The following is a 24,464-nucleotide window of genomic DNA, read 5'->3' on the forward strand; positions in this document are numbered from 1 at the left end:
GCGCCTGCGGAGAGGTGTCACTTTCTTTGCTCGTGCACCGCGCTGCAGGAGCAGCGTGGAACGGCGCAGCCGGCCCGTAGGGTGGCGCACATGGATGTGCGCCATCAAGAAAGTAACCAAAGAAACACGCCGCCAGGTCGCGAGCCGGTGCTGCGCACCGGTGCCCTGTGCTTCTCGGTGAATCAGGGGACGGCGCCGAACTCGCTGCGCTCAAACACCGGCGCCTCTTCGCCCCTGATTCCCCTGCGATGCTCGGCTCGCTCAAGGCGGACCCAAGGTCAAATGCCACAGCTGCACCCAGTAGATCCACGCCATGCGTGGATGCCGTTGCCGTTGCCGTTGCCGTTGATCTTGATTTTCCAGTCCGCCTTCAAGCGAGCCGAGCACCGCAGGTCCGGCGAGGGCGAAGAGGTGCGGGTGTCTGAGCGCAGCGAGTTCCCGCACCGTCCCTCGACGGACCGAGGAGCGCAGGGCACCGGCGTGCGAAGCGCGCCGGCTCGCGGCCGGCGGAGCGTTTCTTTGGTTACTTTCTTGATGGCGCACATCCATGTGCGCCACCCTACGGGCCGGCTGCGCCGTTCCACGCTGCTCCTGCAGCGCGGTGCACGAGCAAAGAAAGTGACACCTCTCCGCAGGCGCGGAAATGATCCGCCGGGCATGGCCCGGCGCTATCCATGCGTGGGCGCAGGTGGAACCCGCTCAATCCTTCCCGCGCGCCATCGCCTGGAACACCCCATCACGCCGCACCCACAGGTGGAACAGCGCCGCACCCACATGCATCAGCACCGTGGCGAACAATACATAGGCCAGCAGGCTGTGCGCATTACGCAACGCGGCGTACAGCGCCGGGGTATGCGGCACGATCGGCGGCAGGTGCTGGCCGCCCCACAGCACGATCGGATAACCGCCGGCCGACAGCATCGCCCAGCCGATCAGCGGCATTGCCAGCATCAGTGCATACAGCATCCAGTGCGAAGCCTTGGCGGCCATCACCTGCCACACCGGAAGATCCGCCGGCAGCGGCGGCGGGCGATGGCGCAGCCGGTTGTACAGGCGCAACAGCACCAGTACGCCGATGGCGATGCCCAACGGGCGGTGCAGGTCGATCAGCATCGGCCGCAGGTGCAGCGAGGCGACCATGGTCACGCCGATGAACAGCATGGCGATGATCATCAGCGCCATGAACCAGTGCAGCACGCGCGCGAGCAGGTTGAAGTGGCCGTTGCCGGTGCTCATCGTGCGGCCTCCTTCGGTTGCTCGACGTTGCCGGTGGCGCGCTCGCGTTCGCGGCGGTTGAAGGACTGCGAGTACACGGCGGAGCGGGCCGCCAGGATCGGATCGTCACTGCCACGCACGCCACTGGGCAGGATCAGCGGATCGAAATTGATCTGCCCGCACGCGCCCTGTTCCTGCGACTGCATGCGGTCCAGGCTGAGCACGCCGGCCACCACCTGATCACGCGACTCGGGCCACGGTACCGACGGATCATCGATGGCATCGCCGGGCTCGGCGGTGGTCACGACCAGGTTCCAGCGCACCGGGCCGCTGGCCAGGCGCTGCTGCAGTTCCTGGCTGAGGAAATCGATGCTGGCCTGCTTGCGCGTTTCCGCATCCATCTCGACCACCGGCGCCTGCGGTTGCCAGCGCCAGCGTACCGCGCGCTTCTGGCCCTGCGCGTTGGTGAACCAGAAGCTGTTGACGCTGTTGAAGGTGGTGTCGGCCCAGCTGCTGGTCCACGGCGCGGTCTTGGCCCACTGCTGGAAGGCCTGTGCACTGGGGTACTTGGCCAGCACCGCGGCCATCTTCTGCGGGTCGGGCTTGCCGGTGGCCGGGTCCGGGATGGAGGCGCGCGTCTGCTCGTAGAACGCCTCGGCGTTGGGCACGGCGAAGAACGGGAAGCTGTTCATCGCCATGCGCCATTCCTGGCCGTCATCGCTGACCATCTGCACCGCGAGGCTGCGCACGCGTGCGGTGTTGTCGGCGCCGTAGGGGTCACCGCCGCCGATCGACAGGCGGCCCATCACCGGTACGCGTGACTGCGAGAACACGCGGGCGCTGGACAGAGTAGGGGCCTGCGCACTGGGTTCGAACCAACCGCTTACGCAGATGCCCTTGCTGTGCGCACGACGGAACCCGGGATGGGCCGGGCCGGTGGCCTCGATGGTGTCGGTGAAGCGCTGCGCGGTGAGGCGGTCGCCAATCCAGCCGGCCAGCCAGGCAAAGGCCAGTGCGACGGCGCCCAGAATAAGCGCGATCAGTGCGATCCAGGGCAGCGGCGAATGCCTGCGCGGTGCGCCCGCCGTCTGGCCGGCACGGGTGTAGCGGAAGAGCGACATGGTCGGAGTCCTGCCTTCACGGAGCGTGTGGGTGGTCGACCCACACATCCTCGCAGAACCCTTCCAGGCCCGGTATTCAATTTTTCGTCAAGTTTGCCGGGGACGGCGTGCCGACCAAGGTCGGCACCCACCCGATCAGCTGTAACGCGCCTTCAGCATCGCCCATGCCGAACGCAGCGCCAGCGCTTCGCCACCGGCCGGACGGCCCGGGCGTTCGCCGTCGTTCCAGGCGTACACGTCCAGGTGCGCCCAGCGCTGGCCTTCTTCCAGGAAACGCTCCAGGTACAGCGCGGCGGTCACCGAGCCGGCCATGCGCGAACCGGCGTTGGCCAGGTCGGCGATGCCGCTGCTGAGGTAACGCAGGTAGGGGCGCCACAGTGGCATGCGCCAGACCGGGTCGCGGGTCGCGTCGCCGGCCTGCAGCCACTGCTGGGCCACGCTGTCGTCATTGCTGAAGAGCGCCGGCAGATCCGGGCCCAGTGCGATGCGTGCGGCACCGGTGAGGGTGGCGAAGTCCAGCACCAGGTCCGGCTTCTGCTCACCGGCGAAGGTCAGCGCATCGCACAGGATCACGCGGCCTTCGGCATCGGTGTTGTCGATCTCCACGCTCAGGCCCTTCCGGGTGGCGATCACTTCGCCCGGGCGGAAGGCATCCGGACCGATCGCGTTTTCCACCGCCGGCACCAGCAGGGTCAGGCGCACCGGCAGCCCGCGTGCCATCACCAAGCCGGCCAGCGCCAGTGCATGCGCGGCGCCGCCCATGTCCTTCTTCATGTTGCGCATGCCGTCGGCGGGCTTGATGTCCAGGCCGCCGGTATCGAAGCACACGCCCTTGCCGACCAGCACCAGCGCCGGATCGGTGTCCTTGCCCCAGCGCAGCACCACCAGGCGCGGTGCGCGGTGCGATGCGCGACCCACGGCGTGGATGGCCGGGAAGTTCTGCTTCAGCAGCTCATCGCCGGTGATCGCTTCGACCTGCGCGCCATGCGCATCGGCCAGGGCGCGTGCGGCGTCTTCCAGCTGCTGCGGGCCCATGTCTTCGGTCGGCGTGTTGACCCAGTCACGCACGCGCAGGCTGGCGGCGATCAGGTCTGCAACCTCGCCGGACGGTGCCGCCACCAGCTGCGCCGGTGCACGGTTGCGCTTGCGGTAACGGTCGAAGCGGTAGCTGCCCAGGCCCCAGCCCAGCTGCAGCAGGGCCAGTTCGGCGGCCGGCAGTTCGCTGGCCAGCTGCCACACGCTGCCTTCCGGCAGGGCGTGCGGGGCATGCGCATAGCTGTAGGCATCACCACGATCACCCACACCCATCACCGCACCGGCCAGGCCATCGCTGCCGGGCAGCAGGGCCACGCTGTGCGCGCCGGCGGTGAAGCCCTGCGACGCCAGCCAGGCCTGGGTGGCGGCCGGCTGGCCGTCCTTCCAGGCCGCGAACTGCTCGCGGTCCAGCACGTACAGCGGCAGCGCTGCGGCGGTGTCGGTGGTGAAGCCAGTGATCTCGCTCATGCGTCAGGTACTCCGGGGTGCGGCGGCGTCGAGGTTGGCATCCAACCAGTCGGCCAGGCCGGTGAGGGTGTCGAACTGCAGGTCCGGCTGCAGGTGCGGATGGGTCCAGGTGGCTGCTTCGCGGTTGATCCAGCACCCGCGCAGGCCGGCGGCGATCGCCCCGGCCACGTCCATCTCGGCATGGTCGCCGACATGCAGTACCTGTGCCGGCGCCACACCCAGGCGGGTGCAGGCGGCGTGGAAGATGCTTGCCTCGGGCTTGGCTGCGCCGTGCTCGCGCGCGCCCAGCTGGAAGGCGAAATGATGGGCCAGGCCGATCCGCTCCAGATCGGCATTGCCGTTGCTCAGCGCTGCCACCGGCACCCGCGCGGCAATCCGCGCCAACGCATCGATCGCATCGGGGTAGCACTCGACCTGGTTGCGTGCGGCGTAAAACACTTCATACGCCGGTTCCAGCAGATCGAGACTGGCGCCGCTGCCGTGCAGGGCTTCGTGCAGGGTCAGCCGGCGCAGCGCGCTCAGGTCGTGGTGGAGGTGCGGATGGGCGTGGTACAGGCGCTCGCGCAGTTCGCGCATGGCCGCCACCGGATACATCTCGGCGGTGGCGGGGCTGTGTTCACGCATCCACGCGTGCAGGACCAGGTCGATGCGGGCGCCGATCGGAGCGAACGGCCACAGCGTGTCGTCAAGGTCGAGAGTGATGGCTTGGACGGGAAAATTCACCCCGCCATTCTACGCCTGCCCGCGCGGGCTTTCATTCCAGCAGGCGTGCCCAGCCCTGCATGCCGTCCAGCCGTGCCAGCACCAGCTTGATGCAGACCAGCAGCGGCACCGCCAGCAGCAGGCCGATCATGCCCCAGGCCCAGCCGAACACCATCAGCGCCAGGATCAGCACCAGCGGCGACAGCTTCATCCGCCGGCCCAGCACGATCGGGGTCACCATCTGCCCTTCCAGGGTGTGCAGGGCCAGGTAGGCAGCGGCCGGCAGCAGGGCCTGCAGCGGGTCGCGGAATTCCACGAAGCCCATCAACAGCATCAATGCCACGCCGATCAGTGGGCCCACGTACGGGGCGAAATTCAGCAGTGCAGCCACGGTGCCCCACAGCAAGGCTTCCTGCAGGCCGATGCCGAACAGCATCAGCACGCCGGCGAACACCAGCCCGACCAGGGTGTTGATGACGCTGATGGTCAGCACATAGCGCGAGACCTCCCGCTCGATCGAACGCAGGATGTCGGTGGTGAAACGCTGCTGCTGGCGGTTCGGGAACAGCGCGATCGCTGCGCGCTGCAGGCTCTGCCCGTAGATCATGAAGAACAGGGTCAGCAGCACCACCGCCAGCACCGACGCGGCCAGGCGCGGCGCACGGGTCAGCATGCGGTACGGATCGTCCAGCTGGGTGCGGATCACCTGCACCTTGTGGTTGCTGTCACCGCCGGCCACGCGGGCGAAGTTTTCCGCGGCCTGGTTGGCCTGCTGCACCGGCTTGGTCAGGTCCTGCACCTGACGGGCCACTTTGCGCAGCTGCTGCGGTGCTTCCTGCGCCCATTCCATCGCCGGGCCGATCAACTGCACCGCCAGCGAACCGGTCACGCCCAGGCCCGCACCGAGGATCAGCAGGGCGCCCAGTGCGCGCGGAATCCACAGCTTCTGCAGCAGGCGCAGGATCGGGTTGCCGACCAGTGCGAAGAACATCGCCAGCAGCACCGGCAGGATGATGTCCTGCGCGGCCCACAGCGTGTAGCCCACCGCCAGGGTTGCCAGCACCACCAGCGACATCGGCCCGCGCGGGCGCGAGGGGGGCGGCAGCGGCGCTTCCGCATCCTGCGGATCGGCCGGTGACGGGGACAGGAGGGACTCGCTCATCGACGCACCAACCGGGAAGGGGAGCGCATTATCCGCCGGCCGCGATCGGCGCGGCGGATTCCGTGGATCAACGTTCGGACAGCTCGGTGGCCGCTTCGGCCGGGCGCGGTTCGCGCAGTTCCGGTTCGGGTTCCGGTCGCGGTGTGGGCCGTGCGTCGGAAGCGGAGGCCGCCGCCTGTGCCTGTTCGCTGGCATCGTCGGCTTCTTCGGCCGCGTCGTCGGCGCTGGCTGCCGCCTGCGCCGCCATCGCCGTGGCGAACGCCGCCTGTGCACTGGCGAACAGATTCGAGACCGAACCGACCATCTGCAGCCAGCGGGCACCGTTGACCTTGCCCGGCACTTCCAGCTTGCCGGCAATAAAGCCACCGGCCAGGCCGACCACCACGATGCGCAGCGGCGACCAGCCCTGTCGCCAGACCTGGCTGAGCGTGGACCAGTGGTCCTGGGTCTCGACCAGGCGCACGGTCACCACCTGTTCGCAGCGTTTCACCCGCCGCTGCAGCGCACCGAACTTCATGGCTTGCCCTCCGGCAACTGCACATCGGCATCGGGGTCATCTTCGCTGGGCTCGTCGAACAGGCCCAGGCGTGACAGCTGGCGCCGGGTGGCGTGCATGCCGGTGTGGTGGAAGAAGTAGGACACCCGCCAGATCGCATAGCCGGTGACGGCCAGGCTCAGCAACGAGGTGATCAGCAGCGCCTGCAGCCAGCTCAGGCCCCAGCTCTGCAGCAGGGCGATGAGGGTGGCGGCCATCAGCAACCACGCCGACGCACCGAACACGATCGCCACGCCGGCCCAGGCCAGCGCACGACCGAACGCGCTGCGTGCCAGCGCGAAGTCGGCCGAGGCCAGGCGGCGCAGCGACCGCAGTGAATGCTTGGCCGAATCGGCAGCGGCACGACCGGCCGCGCCGACCTGGCGGATGCTCTCATCCAGCGGCGGGGTGGCCGCCGGATCAGGGGCTTGCGCGTTGTCTTCGCTCACGCCGCGGCTTACTTGTCGCTGCTGCCGCGGGCCAGCTTGGCAATCATCCAGCCGGCAGCGAAGGCGACGCCGAACGAGGCCAGCGGACGCTCACGGATCAACTCGGCAGCGCTGTCGATCAGGTCCTTGCCCTTGTCCATCAACGCGTCGACCTGTTCCTTGGCAGCGGCACCACCGAATTCGGCGGCGGCCAGGCCAGACAGCGCGCTGTCGGACAGTTCGGCCTTGACGTTGGCCTTGCCGATGCGCAGTTCGTCGGTCGCGGCACCGGTTGCGCCCTTGATCGCACCGCCGGCGGCCGTGGCGGCCTGCTTCAGGTGGGAACCGGCTTCACCCAGGTGTTCCTTCAGGTTCTCGGTATTGGTGGGGCTCATCGAATCACTCCTGTTGCGATGGGGGAACGGGTGTCGGCGGTGCCGACCTGGACTGACAGCAATAGCATTGCCGGGGTATAGGGGGTGTTACGGCAGGGCGATCAGCGCATCACGAGCTGGCCCTGCTGCTGGCCATTGTTGCGCAGCACGCGCACCACCAGGGTCGGCGGGCGTTGCTGGAAATTGGCTCGCCAGCTGGCCAGGTCGGCGAATTCACCCACGGTGGCGTCGGTGATGATGTCGCCCTGCTGCAGGCCGTTGGTCGCCGCGCGGCTGCCGCGCTTGACCTCGCTGACCAGCACGCCGCCGACACCCGACTGCCGCAGCGACTCGGGCAGGTCGACGAAGGTGGCACCGGTCAGCCGCGGGTCCAGGCTCTCGCCGGTGACCGCACGCGCCTGTTCCTTCAGCGTGGCCTTGATCTGCAGCGGCTTGCCTTCGCGGCGGACGTCCAGCGCCAGCGGGCTGCCGACCGCGGCCAGGCCTTCCACGTTGTGCAGGGCTTCGGCGCTGTCCACGCGCTGGCCGTTGGCCGAGACCACCACGTCGCCCGGCTTCAGCCCGGCCGCAGCAGCGGCCGAACCGGCCAGCACGCGGGTGATCAGCGCACCCCGCGTTTCGCCCAGGCCCAGCCCCTGCGCGATCTGCGCGGTCAGGTTCTGGCTCTCCACGCCCAGCGTGCCGCGCACCACCACGCCGTGCTTGACCAGCTGGTCGACCACGCTGCGCGCCAGGTTGGACGGAATCGCCAGGCCCAGGCCGATGTTGCCGGCCATGCTGCCCTGCGGGTTGAAGCTGGCGGTATTGATGCCGACCAGCTGGCCCTGCAGGTCGACCAGCGCACCACCGGAGTTGCCCGGGTTGATCGATGCATCGGTCTGGATGAAGTTCTGGTAGCCCAGGCCACGGATGCCGCTGCGGCCCACCGCCGAGACGATGCCCGAGGTGACCGTCTGGCTGAAGCCGAACGGGTTGCCGATGGCCACCACGAAGTCGCCCACCCGCAGCTGGTCGCTGTTGCCGAGCTTGATGTCGGTCAGGTTCTGCGCCGGGATGCGGATCAGCGCGATGTCGGTATCACGGTCCGAACCGAGGAACTCGGCCTTCACCGTGCGCCCATCGGCCAGTGTCACCTGCACGTCATCGGCGTTCTCGATGACATGGTGGTTGGTCAGCACCAGGCCTTCCTTGGCGTCGATGATCACGCCCGAGCCGAGCGATTCGTTGATGCGTTCCTGCGGAATGTCCGGGAACAGGCGGCGGAAGAACGGGTCGTTGAAGAAGGGGTTGCGTACGCGCACCACCTGCTTGGTGTTGACGCTGACCACTGCCGGCATCGCCTTTTCCAGCATCGGCGCCAGCGACGGCACCGCCTGCCCGGCCACCGCGGCCGGCAACGCGGCCGTGGTCGGCAGCACCGCTGGCAGCGGTGCTGCGTCGGCACGGTTGTCCAGGTGGGCATTGATGCCGGTGGCAACGAAGCCACCGAAGGCGGCGGCGATTGCGAGCGTGAGCAGGGTGGGAAGCGGTCGCATGGGAGTCGGTTCGCTGGCGTGGGTGGGGGCGGTTCGGCCCTACGGTAAAACAAGCTGAATGAGTGTGTCGCGATCTGGATAAATGCGCCATGAAAACCGCAGGCCGAAGAAGGCGGGTGCGGAGGCTGGCAGCAAGGCTGTGGCGACACCCGCACAGGCGACGCCTGCATCACCGAAGACGATCGCTGGGCGCGCGGACACAGACCGATACTTGCGCAGTTCCGCGCAACCGGGTGCCGCAATGCGCCACAACACGCATCGGATGCCGCATCCATGCAACGGCACGCAACGGCCATCTTCGACCACGCGGTGGATGTGGCGTAGTCCTTAAAAAAAGGGGTTTCCTGTGAACCCGCCGCTCCTGCGGCAGTGGTGGGCTACACCATGGCCGTCGCATCAGATGCGATTGCGGGCGCGTGCCCCGTTCCACGATCGTCAATGTCGGTATAGCATCGCCCCGTTTTGATACTTAAGGCCCCCAGGAGGGCAACATGAGCAACGGTAATGGTGTGTCGGTCGTGACCGACGCCGTCGAGAACGTCAAAGAAGCCGCCACCAACGTCGGCGAGACCATCGCCCACGCCGCCGAAGACGCCGTGAAGTCGGTCAAGAAGACCGTCAAGCGCGCCACCAAGGCTGCCGGTACCCGCGTTGCCAAGGCCAAGAAGGCTGTGGCCAAGGTCGAGAAGACCGTTGCCAAGAAGGCCGAGAAGGCCGCCAAGTCGGTCGGCAAGACCGTTGCCAACGCCAAGAAGAAGCTGGAAGCGGCCAAGAAGAACGCCAAGGCCGAAGCCGCTGCCCTGAAGAAGGAAGTGGCCAAGAAGAAGGCCGCTGCCGGCAAGGCTGTGACCAAGAAGGCCGCTGCCGCCAAGAAGACCACCAAGGCCGCCACCAAGGCTGCCGGCAAGAAGGTCGCCACCGTGAAGAAGGCCGCCACCAAGAAGGCCGTCGTCGCGAAGAAGACCGTTGCCAAGAAGACCGCGGCCGCCAAGAAGGTGGTCGGCAAGAAGGTCGCTACCGCCAAGAAGGCCGTGGCCAAGAAGACCGTCGCCGCCAAGAAGGTCGCTGGCAAGAAGGCCGTGGCTGCGAAGAAGGTTGTCGGCAAGAAGGTTGCCGCCACCAAGAAGGTCGCCACCAAGAAGACTGCGGCCGCCAAGAAGGTGGTCGGCAAGAAGGCTGCTGTCGCCAAGAAGGCCGTCGGCAAGAAGACCGCCGCTGCCAAGAAGGTTGTCGGCAAGAAGGCCGCCGTCGCCAAGAAGGCGGTGGGCAAGAAGGTTGCCGCCACCCGCAAGACGGTCGCCAAGAAGGCTGCGCCGCTGAAGAAGGTCGCCGCCAAGAAGGCTCCGGCCAAGAAGGCCGTGCGCAAGGTCGCCAAGCGCAAGTAATCGCGCCGCGACCGAAGGCCCTGCCACCCCACCGGGTGGTGGGGCCTTTCGCGTTTCTGGGGCAAGATGCAGGTTCTTCCTGCAGGAGCCCCGGGCATGCGTGGTATCGACTTCAGTTCCTGGCAGGGCGTGCTGTCCACGTTGGCCGGCCTGGTCCTGATCACCCTGCTGGGCGTGGGCATCCGCCTGCTGGTGATGCAGACCCTGCAGCAGCGCCGCGAGCGCGAGAACCGGCAGATCAATGAACGGCTGCGCACGCTGATGGCCGCCTACAAGACGCTGGGCGGTTCGTTCACTGGAGAACTGGGCGTGGATCCCAGCCATCGCCGTGACCTGCGCCAGCGTGAAGATGCCGAAGGCATCGCCGAGCCGCGCTCGGACCGTGCGCGGCGCATCCGCGATGCGGTCGAGGCCGCGCTGTCGGACATCCTGCTGCTGGGCACCGACGAACAGGTACGGCTGGCCGCGCGCGCGGCCAATGAACTGGCGCAGGGGCGACCGGTGCACACCCATGACCTGGTGGTCTCGCTGCGCGATTTCGTGCGCGAAGCACTGGACCTCGCGCCAATCCCGGCCGATCTGCAGATTCCTCCGCAGGGGCCGACCCGGCCCGGTGCCAGCGGCGGCGGCAAGGGCCGCAACGACGGCGATGCCAAGGGCGGCCGTGCGGGTGGAGGCGGCGGTGGCGGCGGAATGGGTGCCGGCATGGGCCTGGGGGCCGGCGCCGCACTGGGCGCCGGCCATGCCGCTGCCAGCGATGACACGGACGCGCGCTGAGCACGTCCGCCGGGTTCAGCGCGTCAGCTCGTAGAGCGGCACGAAGCCGCCGTAGATCATCCGCGCGCCGTCGAACGGCATCGGATTCTTCGCTGGATCAAACCGCGGGTCCTCCATCATCTTCTGCATGCCGGCGTCGCGGGTCGGCTTGTCCGGCCATTCGATCCAGGAAAACACCACCGTCTCATCCGGCGTGGCTTTCACCGCGCCGAAGAAATCGGTGGTCTTGCCGTGCGGCACGTCATCGCCCCAGCACTCGACCACGCGCAGCGCGCCGTACTCGATGAAAACGGGATCCCCAGTGCGTGCGTGGGCGAGGAACTTCTCCTTGTTGGCGATGGGTACCGCCAGGACGAAACCATCGATGTAGCTCATTGCCTGCCTCCGGATGGACCGTGCCGCATGCACGGCCTTCAAGTACACGACGAACCAGCGCGTCGGGGATCGACATCCCGCGTGTGCCTGTTCAGCCCGGGCCACCCGGGAGCGGTGCCAGCACCGTCTCCGGCGGTTCCCGGCCGGCCAGGTGACGCACGAAGTAGTCCCACATGCGGTGCGTGTAGGTGGCGTCGTTGCGGAACAGTTCGTGGTCCTGCCGGGCCAGGTACAGCAGGTCGTAGCGGCGCTGGGCCGTGTTCAGGGCCGCAGCCAGCTGCAGGGTCAGTGCCGGCGGTGCGTTCTCGTCCAGTTCGCCGTAGACCAGCAGCAGATGCCCGCGCAGGTTGCCGGCCAGCGCTGCGTTGTCCAGCCCGGCAAAGGGCACCGGCACGCCATCGGCCATGGCCGTGGCCGGCAGCACGCCCGCGAACAGCCGATCCATGCCGTGCAACGCGCCGCCGTACATGCCCTGGAAGTTGTGGCTGCCGGCCGATGCCACGCCCACCTTGTAGAACGCCGGGTAGCGCAGCAGGGCGCGCGCCGCACTGTAGCCGCCGAACGAATGCCCGTAGATACCCACCCGCTGCAGATCGATGCCCCGGTAGCGTTCACCCAGCTGGCGCAGTGCAGCCACGTGGTCATCCAGCTGCACATCGGCAGCGTGCAGGAAGCTGCTGTCATGGAACGCCTTGTCGCGGCCGCCGGTGCCGCGCGCATCGATGCTGACCACCACGAAGCCCAGTTCGGCCAGGCTGGCGCGCGAGACGGGATTCAACGCCGATACGGCTTCGGCATAGGTCACCGGCGCATTGCTGATGAAGGCACCGCCGTACATCGCATCGATCACCGGGAAGCTGCCGTCATCGCGATAGTCACGGGGCAGGTAGACGGTGGCGAAGATCGGCGTGTGCCCGTCGGCGGCCAACAGGCGTTCGCGCCGCGGTGGGCGCCAGCCAGCGGCAACCACCGCGTGGTGGTCCGCCTCTTCCAGCACCATCACTTCGCGACCATCATCGCTGGCACGCAGCACGGTGCGCGGCGGCTGCACGAGGCTGGAGACGGTATCCACCAGATAGCCCCCATGCGGCGACAGTGCCTGCGGCGCGCGTCCCCCGAACAGCGCACCGGTGCCGGCATCGGCCAGATGGTCGCTGCCATCGGCGGCCAGGCGCTGCACCGGTCCGCCGCGCAGCGGAACCCGGTACAGGCCGCGCACGTAGGGATCGCCGCCCTCGACACCGCCGGCGCTGAAATACGCCCAGCCGTGCGCAGCGTCCACGCCCAGCAGGTCACGCACCGCCCAACGGCCACGCGTCAGCTGGCGCAGCACCTTGCCGTCGGACAGGCGCACCCGGTACAGATGGCCCCAGCCATCGCGCTGCGAGAACCACACGGCCGTGTCCTGCCCGGGCAGGATCGCCACCGCTGGCCGGTTGTACGAATACACGTTGAGCTGCAGGCGGGTATCGCTGGCCTCCTCCAGCACGGTGCGCAGTGCACCGCTGCTGGCCTCGATCTCCACCAGGCGCAAGCGCCGTGGCGCGCCGAAGTGCGCGATCACGGCATACAGGCGGCCACCGTCCCAGCCCAGGATGCCGGCCTCGCTCAGGGTGTTCCAGCCTTCGGGCAGCGTGATGTCGTGCTGCCGGCCGCTGCGGGTATCGACCACATACAGGCTGTCGCGTACCTGTTGTGCGTCGCCCAGCAGCCCCAGCTTCACCGTATGCACGCGTGGGCGCGCGCTGTTGGCCGGCGTGCTTTCCAGATAGGGGTAGTCCTGCAGTGCACGTTCGTCGTAGCGGATGCCGGCCACGTAGCGGCCGTCCGGTGACCAGCCGACCGCGAACGGCCGTGCCGGCATCCGGCCCTGGCGGCGTGGAATACCGCGCAGGGTGAAGTCCGGCAGTACGCCATAACCATGGCCGGGTTCACCGCCGGTGGTCAGCCCTCGTGCTGCCATTCCGGGCGACTGCAGCCACAGATTGTGGTCGCGCATCTGCAGCCAGGCATCGCCAGCGGGCGAAGGCAGTGCATCTGCCGGCGGCATTGCATCGTGCGACCGCACGCAGTGCCAGCGTGGCCATTGGCAGTCGACCGGCATCTCACCGCTGAAACGCAGCCGCAGGCCATCACCCATCACCTGCACGCTGGCCAGGCGCAGGCGTGGCCCGCTGGCTCCGAAGGGCGCAACCGCAGTGTCCAGTGCGTCCGGCTCGAACAGGATCTGGCGGGTGGCCTGTGCTGGATCGACCAGGACCGCCTGGCGTCGGCCCTGCGTATCTTCGCGTTCGTACCAGAAGCGGCCATCGGCCAGCCAGTTCGGCACGATCGAGGCATTGCGCAGCGCACCGCGCAGATGGCTGTCGTGCACGCGTTCGGCGCGCTGGTAGTCGGCGGGCTGCAGCGGCTGCGCCGATGCGATGGAAATCACGCCGGCGAAGGCCAGGATGGCGGCGCAGAACGGGAACCGCAGCGGGGCAGGCACGTGCAAGGCAACCTCCTGTTGCAATCGTCGGCGGGGTTCAAATGCACGCGCGCCGCGCGCGTATGCCAGACGCAGCCTGAATCAAGGCAAAAAATTCAGCAATGCGAAGACTGCTGTTTTCAGGGAGCGTTGTGGCGAATAACGGAGAATTTACATTCCCGATGCGATGGCGCCCTGGCGCTGCTGCACACCATAAGAAAGTAAAGGTGTACCCCCATGAAGAATTCGCTGATTGCTCTGGCCCTGGCCGCTGCCCTGCCGTTCACCGCCTCGGCTGCTGAGAACCTGTCCTACAACTACGCCGAAGCCGACTACGCCAAGACCGACGTCGATGGCATCAAGGCGGATGGCTGGGGCGTGAAGGGTTCCTACGGCTTCCTGCCGAACTTCCACGCCTTCGGCGAATACAGCCGCCAGGAAATCGACCACACCAACCTGAAGGTTGACCAGTGGAAGATCGGTGCCGGCTACAACGTTGAAATCGCTCCGAGCACCGACTTCGTTGCCCGCGTTGCCTACCAGAAGTTCGACCCGAAGCACGGTCTGGACTTCAACGGCTACAGCGCTGAAGCCGGTATCCGCACTGCCTTCGGCGCCCACGCCGAGGTCTACGGCATGGTCGGCTACGAAGACTACGCCAAGAAGCACGGCGTCAATCCGGATGGCCAGTGGTACGGCCGCCTGGGTGGTCAGGTCAAGCTGAACCAGAACTGGGGCCTGAACGGCGAGCTGAAGATGAACCGCCACGGCGACAAGGAATACACCGTCGGCCCGCGCTTCAGCTGGTAATTGCTGCCCCGGCGCGATTGCGCGCTGGAGAAGCCTCGACAGGCCCGGCTCTTGCCGGGCCTGTTGCGTTTGTGACGTCGCAAAACAGAATGTCATCTGACTGGTGGCGCACCCGGGCCGAGCATTGCAAGGAATTGGATTCCGCCGCTGCGGGCACCGACCTACGGTGGATGTCCCATGTTGCCTGGACATGCCGCGATGCCGCCGATTCTTCCTCCCCTGCTTCCTGATCGGCCACGTCGCCTGGCGCTGCTGGATCCGCACCCGGTATTGCGGTTGGGCGTGGAAGTACTGCTGCGGCAACACGGTGGCGTGCAGGTTCGGCTGAGCCTGTCCGACGAGGGCGACCTGCTGCAGCTGCTGGAGCGCAGCCCGAGCTGCGTCGACCTGCTGCTGATCGACGCGTTGCCGATGGGCGACGTGGGCGATGGATTGGCCTTGCTGCGGGTGCTGTCGCAGCGCTGGCCGGCGCTGCCGGTGCTGGTGTTGTCGGCGCACTGCAACGCCAGCACGGTGACCACCGCGATGCGTGCCGGCGCGCGCGGCTTCCTGTCCAAGTCGACGCCACCGGAAACGCTGCTGCGCGCCATTGACGTGGTCGCTCGAGGAGGGCGCTTCGTACCACCGGAACTGCGTGAGGAGCTGAAGCTGCCACGCACACGCCGGGCATCCGCACCGGTGCTGGCGCCGCTGAGCCAGCGCGAACGTGAAGTGCTGAGGCTGGTGCTGAAGGGCTTCAGCACCAGCGAAATGGCCCTGCGATCGGGGCGCTCGGCCAGCACGATCAGCTCGCAGAAAACCTCGGCCTACCGCAAGCTTGGTATCCGCGGAGACGGTGACCTGTTCCGCTTCCGCCACCTGCTGGAATGCGGATGAGCGGCGTTACTCGCCCTGGTACTGCTTTTCTTCCACCAGCGCCGAACCGGCCACGCGGTTGATCTCGTTCTTCACCTGCACGCGCTCGCCATTGGTGCCATAGACACCGCGTGCCAGCTGGATGAAGGCATCGTCGAACACCTGGGCCGCTTCCTTGTCGCGCAGCTGGTCCTGGATGTCCCACATGCGCTCGTTGATCGCCTTCAGCTGCTGCTTCAGTACGGCCAGCGCCGGCTGTGCCTGCAGCTGCTGCTGCAACAGGGGCAGCAGGCCGTCCAGCTCGGTGCGCACGTTGGCCAGCTTGGCCGCATCGTTGATGCGCTCGGCCTTGATCTCGAGAATGGTGATCTTGTCGATCAGCTCGCCGATCGATACCGGGGTCAGGATGGCGTCCACGCGGTTGGTTCCTGGAAACAAGGCGCCATGATACCGCGCCGTTGGCGCGTGGCCTCCATCCACGGGATTTACGCCGAATTTGCGCCGCAGGCCGGGCAGCACCCTCGATTCGTTACGGCCACGCACTGGACACTGCCGTCCCGGCGGCGTGACCGCATTCGACGAGGAACACAGTGCAGTGAACAGCAAGGGGATGATGGCGGCGGTGGTGGCCGCCCTGGCAGGGCTGCTCGGCATCGGCAGCGCGCAGGCACAGGTGCAGGTCAGTGGCAGTGCAGCACTGACCAGTGATTACGTGTGGCGCGGCAGCTCGCAGAGCGATGGTGACCCGGCGGTGCAGGCCGGCGCGAAGATCTCGATCCCGTCGGGCTGGTATGCCAGCGTCTGGGGTTCCAACGTTTCGTTCAAACCGGACAATGGCGCGCGCAGCGAGTTCGACCTGGTGGCGGGCTGGTCCGGCGCGCTGGCACCGGACTGGACACTGGACGCCAACCTGACCCGCTACATGTATCCGGGTACCGGCCGTGCGCTGGACTGGACCGAACTCAACAGCACCGTGACCTGGAAGCAGCGCGCCTGGCTGCAGGTTGCGCATTCCAACGATGCGCTGGCCGGTGGCCATCGCGGAACCTATGCCCAGCTGGGCGTGCGTGTGCCGCTGCACGAACGCGTCCGCCTGGAAGCAGCGGTGGGCCAGTACTGGCTGGCCACCGCGCAGGGCCCGGACTACCTGCACGGCCAGCTCAGCGCCATTGCCACACTGGCTCCAGCATGGGAGCTGCGCGCCACCGTGCATGACACCGACAGTGCAGCCAAGCGCCTGTTCCCGGGCAATGCCGGTGGACGGTGGGAGCTGGCACTACAGGGCAGCTTCTAGTTCGACGATGCCGCCTGGCGCGCACGCAGCGCGCCGGGCAGCCACAGCAGCAGGGCCAGCACGGCTACTGCGGTACCGGCAAGGCAGACGCCGGTCCAACCGTAGCGCTGGTAGACCTGTGCCGACAGCAGCGAGCCCAGCGAACCGCCGATGAAGTAGCCGGTCATGTAGCCGGCATTGAGCCGGTTGCGTGCCGCCGGTTGCAGTGCGTAGATCAGGTTCTGGTTGCTGACGTGCAGCAGCTGTGCGGCCAGGTCCAGCACCACCACGCCAACCAGCAGCGCCAGCAGCGAGTGGGCCGACAGCCCCAGTGGCAGCCACGACAGCAGCAACAGCACCAGCGCGATGGCGGTGGCACGACCGGTCTGGCCACGGTCGGACATGCGCCCGGCCAGGCCCGCAGCCAGCGTGCCGGCGGCACCGACCAGCCCGAACAGGCCGATGGTGGCATCGCTGTAGGCGTAAGGTGGCTGCGCCAGCAGGAACGCGAGCGGGGTCCAGAAGATCGCGAACATGGCGAAGCTGCAGGCGCCCAGCAGGGTGCGCTGGCGCAGCACCGGCTCCTGCACGAACAGCACGCCGATCGAGCGCAGCAATGCGAAGTAGCCGAGGCCGGCACTGTGGTGGAATCGCGGCAGGCCGCGCTGCAATGCCAGTGCGGTCAGCACCAGGGTGCCGGCAGCGATCGCATACACCAGGCGCCAGTCACCCAGGCTGGAAAGCAGGCCGGCCACGGTACGCGCCAGCAGGATGCCCAGCAGCAGGCCACTCATCAAGGTGCCGACCACGCGGCCACGATGTTCCGGCGCGGCCAGCGTGGCGGCGAATGGCACCAGTACCTGTGCCACCACCGAAAACAGGCCGGTGATCGCGGTGCCCACCAGCAACCAGGCCAGCGACGGTGCGCAGGCGCTGATCACCAGGCCGCCAGCTGACAGCAGGCTCATCACCACGATCAGGCGGCGGCGTTCGAACAGGTCACCCAGCGGCACCAGCAGGATCAGTCCGGCGGCATAGCTCAGCTGCGCAGCGGTGACCACCATGCCGACCTGGCCGAACGGCACGCCGAAGGCATCGGCGATGGTGTGCAGCAGCGGTTGCGCATAGTAGTTGCTGGCCACGGCCACGCCGGTGGCGACCGACATCAGCAGCACCTGCCAGCGGTGCAGAGGGGGGAGGGACGGGCTCACGCGGTGTTCCAGGAAGCGGGGTGCACAGTGTCCGCCTGCTGCGGTCATGATGGAAATGAATCATCATCATCCCTGTCATCTGAAAATGAGATGGTTGCGTGAATCTCAAGCAGCTCGAATTCGCCGTGGCGCTGGCCGAAGAGGGCAATTTCACCCGTGCCGCCGAGCGCTGCCACGTGGTGCAGTCCGCGCTCAGCCACCAGATCGCCCATCTTGAACAGGAACTGGGCACAACGCTGTTCGAGCGCCTGCCACGCCAGGTGCGGGCCACCGCCGCCGGCGAGGCGCTGCTGGTGCACGCACGCCAGGTGCTGGCCAGCCTGCGCCATCTGCGTGCCGACGTGGCTGCCGTCAGTGGCGAGGTGCGCGGGTTGCTGGCGATCGGGCAGATCTCCTCGCTGACCGACATTGATGTGGTGGCGATGCTGGCGGCCTTCCAGCAGGCGCACCCGCAGGTGGAGTTCCAGTTGCGGGTGGACAAGAGCGAGGATCTGATCGCGCAGGTGCAGTCACGTGCGCTGGACGTGGCGCTGGTCGGTCTGGCGCCGTCGGCAGCGCTGGACGGTGTCTGTCACCGCATGCTGCAGGAGGAGGATCTGGTGGCGGTGCTGGCGCCATCGCATCCGCTGGCCGGGTGCGAACGGTTGCCCTTGACCGCGCTGCAGGATGAAGCGCTGGTCGACTTCCCGCGCGGCACCGGTGCGCGCCGGCAGACCGATGATGCCTTCGCCGCCGCGGGGCTGCCGCACACGGTGCGTTTCGAGGTCAACCTGATGGAACTGGTCGAGCGCTTCGTCCGCCATGGGCTGGCAGTCGGCATCGTGCCGGCGTTGATCGCCGAAGGCTTCCGGGGCGTGGTGCAGATTCCACTGCAGCCGACCCCGACCCGGCGCGTGCACCTGGTCTGGCAGCGGCTGCCGACGCCGGCCGCGCGCGCCTTCGTCGAGGCCGTGCTCAGCCGCGCAGGCGCAGGCTCAGGCCCTTGAGGAAGTTGCGCAGCATCTGGTCCAGGCAGCGCCGGTAGTTGGCGTGGCCGGGCTGGCGGAACAGCGCGCCGACTTCCGACTTGGACACGTTGAAGCCGGCGCTGGCGAAGATCTCCATCAGGTCCACGTCGCGCAGCTGGAAGGCCACGCGCAGCTTCTTCAGTACCAGGTTGTTGTCGATGCGGGTTTCCACCGCACGCTGCGGCTGGCTCTCGTCGCGACCGCGCAGGTGCACGATCAGGCCGTCGAGGAAGTGGGCCAGCGCGCTGTCGTTCATCGCCTCGAAACCGGCTTCGTCCTCGCGGCGCAGCCAGGCCTTCACCTGTTCGGCATCCACGGCGAAGGCCGGGTCGGCCATCTGGCACAGGGTCACCACGTGCTGGTCACCCAGGTCCAGGGAGTAGCGCACGCTGCGCAGGACATCATTGTTGATCATGGTGCAATTGTACCGGTCACCCCGCAGCTGGGGTCAGGTCCCTTTGCGGAGCAGGGGGATCTGACCCCGGATCTGGCCGATCCGGCAACACAGAGGCCAACCGACGGTGCCAGAATGGGGGTCTGGTTTTCCCCTGGAGTTGCCTGATGACCCGCACTGTCCTGATTACCGGCGCCACGTCCGGCTTCGGCGCCGCCGCCGTTCACCGCTTCGCCCAGGCCGGCTGGAAGGTGATCGCCACCGGCCGCCGCGGCGAACGCCTGCAGCCGCTGGTCGAGCGCTACGGCAAGGACGTGGTGCATGCGGCCGCCTTCGACATCCGCGATCCGATCGCGATGGAAGCGGCCCTGCTGGCGCTGCCGCCGGCCTTCGGCGAGATCGATCTGCTGGTCAACAACGCTGGCCTCGCACAGGGCACCGCGCCGGCGCAGAGCGCCAAGCTGTCGGACTGGACCACGATGATCAACACCAACATCACCGCGCTGGTGACCCTGACCCATCGCCTGCTGCCGCAGCTGGTGGAGCGCAAGGGCGCGATCATCAACATCTCGTCGGTGGCCGGCGTCTACCCGTACCCGGGCGGCAACGCATATGGTGGCACCAAGGCCTTCGTCAGCCAGTTCTCGCTGGGCCTGCGCTCGGACCTGCACGGCACCGGCGTGCGCGTGACCACGATCGAGCCGGGGATGGCCGAGACCGAGTTCACCGTGGTGCGTACCCATGGCGACCAGGCTGCGTCGGACAAGCTCTATACCGGCGCCAATCCGATGACCGCCGAAGACATCGCCGAACAGATCTTCTGGGTGGCCACGCTGCCGCCGCACCTGAACATCAATCGCCTGGAGCTGATGCCGGTCAGCCAGTCGTTCGCCGGATTCCAGGTCGCCCGAGAGGGCTGATGGCCGTTTGTAGCGTCGAGCCATGCTCGACTGCTTTCAACAGAAGCCGAGCATAGGCTCGGCTCTACACAGACAAAAAAAAGCCGGGCAATGCCCGGCTTTTTCATTCACATCGACAGACTCACTGCGCCTTGATCGCCATCGCCTGCAGGCCGGTACCATCCAGCTTCTGCTTCGCTTCAGACAGTTCGCCGGCGCTGCCGTACGGCCCCATGCGCACGCGATACACGGTCTTGCCGTTGATCTGCGCCGACTCCACGCGTGCCGCCAGGCCCATCATGGCCAGCTTGGCCTTGGTGGCTTCGGCATCGCCGGACGCACCGAAGGCACCTGCCTGCAGGATGTAACGCGCGTTGTCGGCGGCCACCGGTGCGGCCGTGGTCGCCGGCGCGGTGGGCGCGGTTTCCGCACGCGCCGCCGGGGTGGCGGCCGCCGTGCTGGTCGACGCCGGTGCGGTGCTGGCCGGCGGGGTTGCCGTGGCCGGGCGTTCGCTCAGCGGTGCCGGCAGCGGACGGTTGGTTGCGGTCACCGGTGCGGTGCTGGCAACGCTGGCCGTTGCGGTCGGTACCGGCGTGGCCGTGCTCGCCGGCGGTACCGGCTTGCCCTCCAGCGCGGCCTGCGCGCGCGATGCTTCGGCCTTGGCCCGGCGCTGGTCCTCGGCGCGCGCGCTGGCGGCCAGTTCGGCGTCGGACATTTCCACTTCCTTGCCCGGCAGCAGGGTGTAGAAGTCGTACTGCGTCGCGGCGGGCTTCTCCGGTTCGGCCGGCTTCGGCGTGGCCGGCTGCGCGGCCGGCTGGCTGCCGACATCACTGTCGGCATCAGCGACCGGGGCCGGCTGCGCGTTCGGGTTCGGCTGCGGACCGGCGCGCAGGAAGCCATCGCCTTCGCCCTTGAACAGGTTCGGCGCCGCCAGGAACACCACAGCGGCGATCGCCACACCGGCCACCAGCCACACCCATCCGGGTGTGCCCTGGCTGCTGCTGTTGCGTCGTGCCTGGGTTTTGCCGCGTCGTGCTGCCATGTGTACTGCGTCTCCTGATGCTTACATTTTTTCCGGGGCGCTCACGCCCAGGAGTTCGAGGCCGTTGGCCAGCACCTGGCGCGCCGCGCAGGCCAGGGTCAGCTTGGCGTTGCGATCGGTAGCGTCGTCCACCAGCACCGGCGTCCCGTGATACCACGTGTGGAAGGCATGCGCCAATTCACGCAGGTACTGCGCCACCAGGTGCGGCTCCAGCGCCACGCCGGCCGCTTCCACCACTTCCGGATACCGCGAGATCTCGTTCATCAACACCAGCGAGGCATCGTCGGCCAGGCGGCCCAGATTGGCCAGGCCATTGCCCTGCTCGTACACCAGGCCCTTTTCCTGCGCCTGGCGCAGCAGGCTGCAGACACGGGCGTGCGCGTACTGCACGTAGAACACCGGATTGTCGTTGCTCTGCTGGCGGGCCAGGTCGATGTCGAAGGTCAGCTGCGAATCGGGCTTGCGCGCGATCAGGAACCAGCGGGTCGCATCGCGGCCGGCTTCTTCGATCAGGTCGCGCAGGGTGAAGTAACTGCCAGCACGCTTGGACAGCTTCACTTCCTCGCCGCCGCGCATGACCGTGACCATCTGGTGCAGCACGTATTCCGGCCAGCCCTGCGGGATGCCCACTTCCATCGCCTGCAGGCCGGCGCGCACGCGCGCCAGCGAGCCATGGTGGTCGGCGCCCAGTTCGGTGATCGCGCGCTCGTAGCCGCGCTGCCACTTGGACAGGTGGTAGGCCACGTCCGGCACGAAGTAGGTGAAGGTGCCGTCGGACTTGCGCATCACGCGGTCCTTGTCGTCACCGAAGTCGGTGCTGCGCAGCCACAGCGCGCCGCCTTCCTCATAGGTGTGGCCGGACGCCTGCAGCTTGGCCACCGCTTCGGCGACCTTGCCGTCGGCGTACAGCGAGCTTTCCAGGAAGTAGATGTCGAAGTCGACACCGAACGCAGCCAGGTCCAGGTTCTGCTCGTTGCGCAGGTAAGCCACCGCGAAACGGCGGATCGCCTGCATGTCGTCCGGGTCCTTGGCGCCGACCACGATGCTGCCTTCAAGATCGACGCTGGCGCCGGCCATGTAGGCGCGGGCGACATCGGCGATGTATTCACCGCGGTAGCCGCCTTCCGGCCAGCCGTCCTGGTCGGGTGCGATGCCCTTGATCCGCGCCTGGGTGGACAGCGCCAGGTTCTCGATCTGCACGCCGGCGTCGTTGTAGTAGAACTCGCGCTTGGCGTTCCAGCCGTTGGCATCGAGCACGCGGGCCACGCAGTCGCCGATCGCCGCCGCGCGGCCATGGCCGACATGCAGCGGGCCGGTCGGGTTGGCCGACACGTATTCCACGCCCACCGTGCGGCCATTGCCGGACAGGTTGCGGCCGTAGTCGTGGGCTTCCTTGATGACCGAGGCGGTTTCGCGCTGGTACGCGGCCGGGGCCAGATGGAAGTTGATGAAGCCGGGGCCGGCGATCTCGACCTTGCTGACGTCCTCGCTGCGCGGCAGCGCCTCGACCAGCGCCTGCGCCAGTGCGCGCGGATTGCTGCGCGCGGCCTTGGCCAGCAGCATCGCGGCGTTGGTGGCGAAGTCGCCGTGGTCACGGGTCTTCGGGCGCTCGACCACGAAGTCCGGCGGCAGGGAGTCGGCGGGCAGGGTGCCATTGGCGCGCAAGGCTTCGATGCCTTGGCTGATCAGGGCGCGGAGGAGATTTTTCACGAGGCCTGCTGTGAGAATGAGCGGCGGAATCGCCCATTTTAGCGCAGATACCCGCGCCCACGCTGACCAGAACATGCCTGCGGGGGCGCCCGCCCGCCCTTGGCCAAGGCTGTTCAGCCGAACAGGCGCGGCTGGGGCGGGGACAGCAGGCCCCGTTCAGCAAACGAAACGGGACGGCCCTCGCCGACCACGAAGTGGTCCAGCAGGCGCACGTCCACCAGGGCCAGCGCCTGCTGCAGTTCATCGGTGATGCGGGTGTCGGCGCCGGAGGGCTCAGGGTCGCCGGAAGGGTGATTGTGGCTGAGGATCACCGCTGCCGCATTGTGCAGCAGGGCCCGCCGCACCACCTCGCGGGGATAGACCGGGGCGGCATTGATGGTGCCCTGGAACAGCTCCTCGCAGGCGATCAGGCGGTGGCGGTTGTCCAGGAACAGCGCCATGAAGATCTCGCGGGCCTGGCCGCGCAGGCGGTGCTGCAGGTAGCGGCCGACCGCGGCCGGGTTGTTGCCGACTGCCTCGCCCTGCTGCAGTTCGGCGGCCAGGTAGCGATGGGCCAGCTCCAGCCCGGCGGCCAGTGCACAGCTTCGCGCCGGGCCCAGCCCCGGCAACCGGGCCAGCTCGCGGGCCGGGCGGTCCAGCAGCACGCGCAGGGGACCATGCGCCTGCAGCAGGTCGCGCGCGGTCTGCACCGCGTCGCGTCCACCGAAACCCGAGCCGAGGAACAGCGCCAGCAGCTCTGCGTCGGACAGCGTGGCGGGGCCGCGTGCGATCAGCTTCTCGCGGGGACGTTCCTGTTCGGGCCAGTCATGGATGGGCATGCCTGCATCATCGCCAGCGCGGGTAGTGCGTCCCATCAGGGCAGGGCGCGCGGCGGGGTAGGCTGTTGCCTCAGTCGCGCCGTGACTGCAGATAAGCGAACAGCTCCTGGTTGTTCTGCAGGCCCAGCTTGCGCTTGGCCTCGGCCTTCTGCCGGCTGATTGTCTTCGGGCTGCGGCCGCAGTGGACGGCGATGGCGTTCACCTTCAGCCCGGCGGCCAACAGGTCCAGCACTTCCTGCTCGCGGGCCGACAGCGCCGCCGGTTCACGCGCGAACATCAGGTCGCGCGCCTGCAGGTGGTGGCGCAGCTGCTGCGAGACGAACACCTGCCCGGCCATGGCCGCGTTCAAGGCCTGCGGCAGCTCGCCGAAATCGGCGCACTTGTCGACCAGACCGCTGACTCCCTCGCGCAGCAGGCCATCGAGCAGGCCGGGATGGCGGGCGCCGGTAAGCACCACTACGGGCATGCCCGGGTGGCGTGCGCGCAGTTCAGCGATCAGTTCCGGGCCATCCGGGCCGGTGCCCGGCATGGAGAGGTCGGTCAGTACCGCGTCGCAACCGTGGTGCTCGACCAGCTGCAGCAGCTGGGAGCCGTCGCGCGCGCTGCCGACGACCTCCATCAGGTGGGTCTGCAGCACGATGCGGATGCCGTGCAGGACGACGGGATGGTCGTCGGCGATGATGATGCGCGGGTGCACGCGGAATCCTCGAAAAGCGAAGCGGCACACCTGCGGTGGCCACTGACGATTCTGCAAACGTGATCGGCCTACAGGTATAGGAAAGTTCCGAATCGCAGTGACTTGAACCCCGGAAGCGCCGTGGTGCAAGTCCCATCTGCTGATAGCC

At 67.8% G+C, this 24,464-nt stretch carries 25 protein-coding genes; 7 read left to right on the forward strand and 18 right to left on the reverse strand.

Annotated features, from left to right (window positions below):
* Positions 1-699: 699 nt before the first annotated feature.
* The 9 genes from ACUZUJ_RS01485 to ACUZUJ_RS01525 all read right to left on the reverse strand — a co-directional run bounded on the left by ACUZUJ_RS01485 (position 700) and on the right by ACUZUJ_RS01525 (position 8,596).
* Positions 700-1,236, reverse strand: coding sequence for a cytochrome b (locus ACUZUJ_RS01485; RefSeq protein ID WP_049444569.1), 537 nt, complete (start codon positions 1,234-1,236; stop codon positions 700-702).
* Positions 1,233-2,336 carry a catalase family peroxidase gene (locus tag ACUZUJ_RS01490; RefSeq protein WP_049444571.1) on the reverse strand — a complete coding sequence of 368 codons (1,104 nt, stop codon included), beginning with the start codon at positions 2,334-2,336 and terminating at the stop codon, positions 1,233-1,235. Before ACUZUJ_RS01490 ends, ACUZUJ_RS01485 begins: the two co-directional genes overlap by 4 nt.
* Positions 2,337-2,471: 135 nt before the next feature.
* Positions 2,472-3,839, reverse strand: a complete 1,368-nt coding sequence (locus tag ACUZUJ_RS01495) for a leucyl aminopeptidase family protein (protein WP_119007289.1) — start codon at positions 3,837-3,839, stop codon at positions 2,472-2,474.
* A gap of 3 nt (positions 3,840-3,842) precedes the next feature.
* Entirely contained in the window at positions 3,843-4,562 is a 720-nt protein-coding gene (locus ACUZUJ_RS01500) for an HAD family hydrolase (RefSeq protein ID WP_014035679.1), read from the reverse strand.
* Positions 4,563-4,593: 31 nt separating this feature from the next.
* Positions 4,594-5,703 (reverse strand): AI-2E family transporter, encoded by a 1,110-nt coding sequence (locus ACUZUJ_RS01505; protein WP_049444574.1) that lies wholly within the window; start codon positions 5,701-5,703, stop codon positions 4,594-4,596.
* Between the two features lie 67 nt (positions 5,704-5,770).
* Positions 5,771-6,220 carry a hypothetical protein gene (locus ACUZUJ_RS01510; RefSeq protein WP_049444577.1) on the reverse strand — a complete coding sequence of 150 codons (450 nt, stop codon included), beginning with the start codon at positions 6,218-6,220 and terminating at the stop codon, positions 5,771-5,773.
* A complete protein-coding gene (locus tag ACUZUJ_RS01515; RefSeq protein WP_004153834.1) occupies positions 6,217-6,687 on the reverse strand; it encodes a phage holin family protein in 471 nt (156 codons plus the stop codon). The genes ACUZUJ_RS01510 and ACUZUJ_RS01515 overlap by 4 nt, the downstream gene beginning before the upstream one ends.
* Positions 6,688-6,695: 8 nt before the next feature.
* Entirely contained in the window at positions 6,696-7,061 is a 366-nt protein-coding gene (locus tag ACUZUJ_RS01520; RefSeq protein WP_458220220.1) for a hypothetical protein, read from the reverse strand.
* Positions 7,062-7,162: 101 nt separating this feature from the next.
* Positions 7,163-8,596: a Do family serine endopeptidase gene (locus tag ACUZUJ_RS01525; protein WP_014035682.1), complete on the reverse strand. Its 1,434-nt coding sequence runs from the start codon at positions 8,594-8,596 to the stop codon at positions 7,163-7,165.
* Between the two features lie 491 nt (positions 8,597-9,087).
* On the opposite strand from ACUZUJ_RS01525, the gene ACUZUJ_RS01530 reads away from it, so the two are divergent.
* Both ACUZUJ_RS01530 and ACUZUJ_RS01535 read left to right on the forward strand, forming a co-directional pair.
* Positions 9,088-9,981, forward strand: coding sequence for a hypothetical protein (locus ACUZUJ_RS01530; protein WP_049444579.1), 894 nt, complete (start codon positions 9,088-9,090; stop codon positions 9,979-9,981).
* A 96-nt stretch (positions 9,982-10,077) separates the two neighbouring features.
* Positions 10,078-10,758, forward strand: coding sequence for a hypothetical protein (locus tag ACUZUJ_RS01535; protein WP_101764773.1), 681 nt, complete (start codon positions 10,078-10,080; stop codon positions 10,756-10,758).
* Positions 10,759-10,773: 15 nt separating this feature from the next.
* On the opposite strand, the gene ACUZUJ_RS01540 is transcribed toward ACUZUJ_RS01535, so the two are convergent.
* Entirely contained in the window at positions 10,774-11,133 is a 360-nt protein-coding gene (locus ACUZUJ_RS01540) for a DUF1428 domain-containing protein (protein ID WP_049444583.1), read from the reverse strand.
* 91 nt (positions 11,134-11,224) lie between these two features.
* Positions 11,225-13,627 (reverse strand): S9 family peptidase, encoded by a 2,403-nt coding sequence (locus tag ACUZUJ_RS01545; RefSeq protein ID WP_101764774.1) that lies wholly within the window; start codon positions 13,625-13,627, stop codon positions 11,225-11,227.
* Between the two features lie 210 nt (positions 13,628-13,837).
* On the opposite strand from ACUZUJ_RS01545, the gene ACUZUJ_RS01550 reads away from it, so the two are divergent.
* Positions 13,838-14,410 carry an OmpO family porin gene (locus tag ACUZUJ_RS01550; protein WP_014035687.1) on the forward strand — a complete coding sequence of 191 codons (573 nt, stop codon included), beginning with the start codon at positions 13,838-13,840 and terminating at the stop codon, positions 14,408-14,410.
* 177 nt (positions 14,411-14,587) lie between these two features.
* Positions 14,588-15,286, forward strand: a complete 699-nt coding sequence (locus ACUZUJ_RS01555) for a response regulator transcription factor (protein WP_080347504.1) — start codon at positions 14,588-14,590, stop codon at positions 15,284-15,286.
* Between the two features lie 6 nt (positions 15,287-15,292).
* Here the strand turns inward: ACUZUJ_RS01555 and ACUZUJ_RS01560 are convergent, their stop codons facing one another.
* On the reverse strand, positions 15,293-15,682 hold the full coding sequence (locus ACUZUJ_RS01560) for a DUF6165 family protein (protein WP_049444589.1): 390 nt from the start codon (positions 15,680-15,682) through the stop codon (positions 15,293-15,295).
* Between the two features lie 178 nt (positions 15,683-15,860).
* Here ACUZUJ_RS01560 and ACUZUJ_RS01565 point away from each other — a divergent pair, with 178 nt between their 5' ends.
* Positions 15,861-16,559, forward strand: coding sequence for a TorF family putative porin (locus tag ACUZUJ_RS01565; protein WP_049444600.1), 699 nt, complete (start codon positions 15,861-15,863; stop codon positions 16,557-16,559).
* On the opposite strand, the gene ACUZUJ_RS01570 is transcribed toward ACUZUJ_RS01565, so the two are convergent.
* Entirely contained in the window at positions 16,556-17,704 is a 1,149-nt protein-coding gene (locus tag ACUZUJ_RS01570; RefSeq protein WP_236251721.1) for an MFS transporter, read from the reverse strand. The two genes, ACUZUJ_RS01565 and ACUZUJ_RS01570, sit on opposite strands and share 4 nt — an antisense overlap.
* Before the next feature lie 143 nt (positions 17,705-17,847).
* On the opposite strand from ACUZUJ_RS01570, the gene ACUZUJ_RS01575 reads away from it, so the two are divergent.
* Entirely contained in the window at positions 17,848-18,735 is an 888-nt protein-coding gene (locus ACUZUJ_RS01575; RefSeq protein ID WP_049444591.1) for a LysR family transcriptional regulator, read from the forward strand.
* Here ACUZUJ_RS01575 and ACUZUJ_RS01580 read toward each other — a convergent pair.
* Entirely contained in the window at positions 18,704-19,171 is a 468-nt protein-coding gene (locus ACUZUJ_RS01580) for a YehS family protein (protein WP_107231535.1), read from the reverse strand. The genes ACUZUJ_RS01575 and ACUZUJ_RS01580 overlap by 32 nt on opposite strands.
* Positions 19,172-19,317: 146 nt before the next feature.
* On the opposite strand from ACUZUJ_RS01580, the gene ACUZUJ_RS01585 reads away from it, so the two are divergent.
* Complete coding sequence (locus tag ACUZUJ_RS01585; protein ID WP_458220221.1) at positions 19,318-20,070, forward strand: SDR family NAD(P)-dependent oxidoreductase; 753 nt, start codon at positions 19,318-19,320, stop codon at positions 20,068-20,070.
* 121 nt (positions 20,071-20,191) lie between these two features.
* On the opposite strand, the gene ACUZUJ_RS01590 is transcribed toward ACUZUJ_RS01585, so the two are convergent.
* The 4 genes from ACUZUJ_RS01590 to ACUZUJ_RS01605 form a co-directional block, all read right to left on the reverse strand.
* Complete coding sequence (locus ACUZUJ_RS01590; RefSeq protein WP_458220222.1) at positions 20,192-21,091, reverse strand: SPOR domain-containing protein; 900 nt, start codon at positions 21,089-21,091, stop codon at positions 20,192-20,194.
* 21 nt (positions 21,092-21,112) lie between these two features.
* Complete coding sequence (gene argS / locus ACUZUJ_RS01595) at positions 21,113-22,801, reverse strand: arginine--tRNA ligase (RefSeq protein WP_014035696.1); 1,689 nt, start codon at positions 22,799-22,801, stop codon at positions 21,113-21,115.
* Between the two features lie 113 nt (positions 22,802-22,914).
* The gene (gene radC / locus ACUZUJ_RS01600) at positions 22,915-23,619 is read right to left on the reverse strand and encodes a RadC family protein (RefSeq protein WP_014035697.1); all 705 of its coding nucleotides are present in this window, start codon (positions 23,617-23,619) and stop codon (positions 22,915-22,917) included.
* A 70-nt stretch (positions 23,620-23,689) separates the two neighbouring features.
* On the reverse strand, positions 23,690-24,316 hold the full coding sequence (locus tag ACUZUJ_RS01605) for a response regulator (RefSeq protein ID WP_101764779.1): 627 nt from the start codon (positions 24,314-24,316) through the stop codon (positions 23,690-23,692).
* Positions 24,317-24,464: the final 148 nt, after the last annotated feature.

The sequence above is a fragment of the Stenotrophomonas sp. S4 genome, assembly GCF_054187805.2.